The following is a 1,898-nucleotide window of genomic DNA, read 5'->3' as shown; positions in this document are numbered from 1 at the left end:
TGCGTGCGCGGGGTGCCGGGAAGTGGGTCACCACGGCATGGCGACGCCGCCGTTCGGGCGGAGGATCTGGCCGGTCGTGAAGGACGCGGCGTCCGACGCCAGGTGCAGCACGGCATGCGCGATGTCCTCCGGTTCCCCTACGCGGCCCAGCGGCGCCATGCGCACCATGAGGCCCTCGGTGTGGGCCTGCGCCTCCTTGTCGTGGCGGTCCGTCATCGGCGTACGGATCCAGCCCGGCGCCACCGCGTTGACGCGGATGCCGTGCGCGCCCACCTCGGTGGCCAGGGTCTTGGTGAGCTGGACGACGGCCGCCTTGGCCGCGCCGTAGCAGAGCAGGCCGGGGCCGCCGGTGTCGACGGCGCCCGATGCCATCGTGACGATGCTGCCCCCGGAGCCCGCCTCGATCATGGTGCGGGCCGCGGCCTGGCAGGCGTACAGGACACCCTTGAAGTTGATGTTCAGGACGCGGTCGAGGTCCTCGTCGCGGGTCTCCAGGACCGGGCTGTTGTGCATGACGCCCGCGATGGCGGCCATGACGTCGAGGCGGCCGTCGGACGCCGCTGCCGCCGTGACGGCCTGCTCGACCTGGGCCCTGTCGCTGACGTCGAGGGCGTGGACGCGGGCGGTGCCGCCGGCCGACTTGATGAGCGTGGCGGTCTCGTGGAGGCCCTGCTCGTCGCGGTCGGCGCAGTGCGCGGTGGCGCCCGCCTCGGCGAGGAGCAGGGCCGTCGCGCGGCCGATGCCGCTCGCGGCGCCGGTGACGAATGCGGTGCGTCCGGTGAGGTCGTACGCCTTGATGGGCATGGCGGGACGGTACGACTGGATCTGACGGAGCGTCAACTAGTGAGTGGGGTTGCGCTTCGGGACGGGTACGGGACGGGTGCCCGGTGGGGTCAGGGGGTCGGGCCCTGCTGGCAGGTCGGGCACCAGTAGGTGGGGCGGCTGCGCGAGCCGTCGCCCTGTTCGGCGGTGCGGATGGGGGTGCCGCAGCGCAGACAGGGGCGGGGCGCCCGGCCGTAGACGAAGAGACGCTGGTCGGGGCGGGCGAGGCCGGTGGTGGTGCGGGCGGGCCGGTCGCGGTTGGCCGTCAGGAGCTTGTGGGCGAGCAGGGGGAGGCGGGCGGCCGTCTCCTCGGGGAGCTCGCCGACGGGGATCCAGGGGGTGGCGCGCAGCACGAAGCAGAGCTCGCTCTTGTAGATGTTTCCGATGCCCGCGAGATTGCGCTGGTCCAGGAGGGCCTCGCCGAGGGGGCGGTCCGGGGCGGCCAGCAGATTGCGCAGAGCCGTGTCGGGGTCCCAGTCGGGGCCGAGCAGGTCCGGGCCCAGGTGGCCGACGGCTCTGTCCTCGTCGGTGGTGCGGAGCAGTTCGAGGATGGGCAGACGGTAGCCGACGGCGGTGCGGTCGACGGTGCCGAGGATCGCCCGGATCTGGTGCCCAGGGCCGCCGCGCCAGCGCTCGTCGGGGGCGTACACCCGCCAGGAGCCGTCCATGCGGAGGTGGGAGTGCAGGGTGAGGCCGCCCTCGATGCGGGTGAGCAGGTGCTTTCCGCGCGGGGTCACGTCCAGCACGGTGCGTCCGGTGAGGTCCACCGTCGCGAGTTTGGGCACGCGGAGATCCGAGCGGACGAGGTCCTTCCCGGCGAGGGCGGTGTGCAGGCGCCGGGCTGCCTGGTGGACGGTGTCTCCTTCGGGCATGGGGTCCAGGGTGGCATGGGGGTGGCGTCTTGGGGCGGTATGCCGGTGTACGGCGATGGACGGCGGTGTACGGCGGTGGATGTCTGCGGTCGTCGGTGGACGTGGGTGGGGTGGTCGCGGTTGCTGGTTGTCGGCTGGCGCTTGGCTGGCGGGCTGGCGGCTGGCTGTTGGCGGACGAAGGCGGGGCGTGGTGCGGGGCAGGCG

Annotated in this window: 2 protein-coding genes; both read right to left on the bottom strand. The window is 73.4% G+C overall.

Going from position 1 to position 1,898, the window contains the following annotated elements; genetic code table 11:
* Window positions 1-27: 27 nt before the first annotated feature.
* On the bottom strand, window positions 28-804 hold the full coding sequence (locus tag AOK22_RS38955) for an SDR family NAD(P)-dependent oxidoreductase (RefSeq protein ID WP_055703339.1): 777 nt from the start codon (window positions 802-804) through the stop codon (window positions 28-30).
* Between the two features lie 89 nt (window positions 805-893).
* The gene (locus AOK22_RS38950; protein WP_055703338.1) at window positions 894-1,694 is read right to left on the bottom strand and encodes an Fpg/Nei family DNA glycosylase; all 801 of its coding nucleotides are present in this window, start codon (window positions 1,692-1,694) and stop codon (window positions 894-896) included.
* Between the last annotated feature and the right edge of the window lie 204 nt (window positions 1,695-1,898).

The sequence above is a fragment of the Streptomyces silaceus genome (assembly GCF_001419745.1).
Taxonomy (GTDB): Bacteria; Actinomycetota; Actinomycetes; order Streptomycetales; family Streptomycetaceae; genus Streptomyces; species Streptomyces silaceus.
Note: the sequence above shows the minus strand (reverse complement) of the source record. Positions and strands in the feature narration are given on the sequence as shown.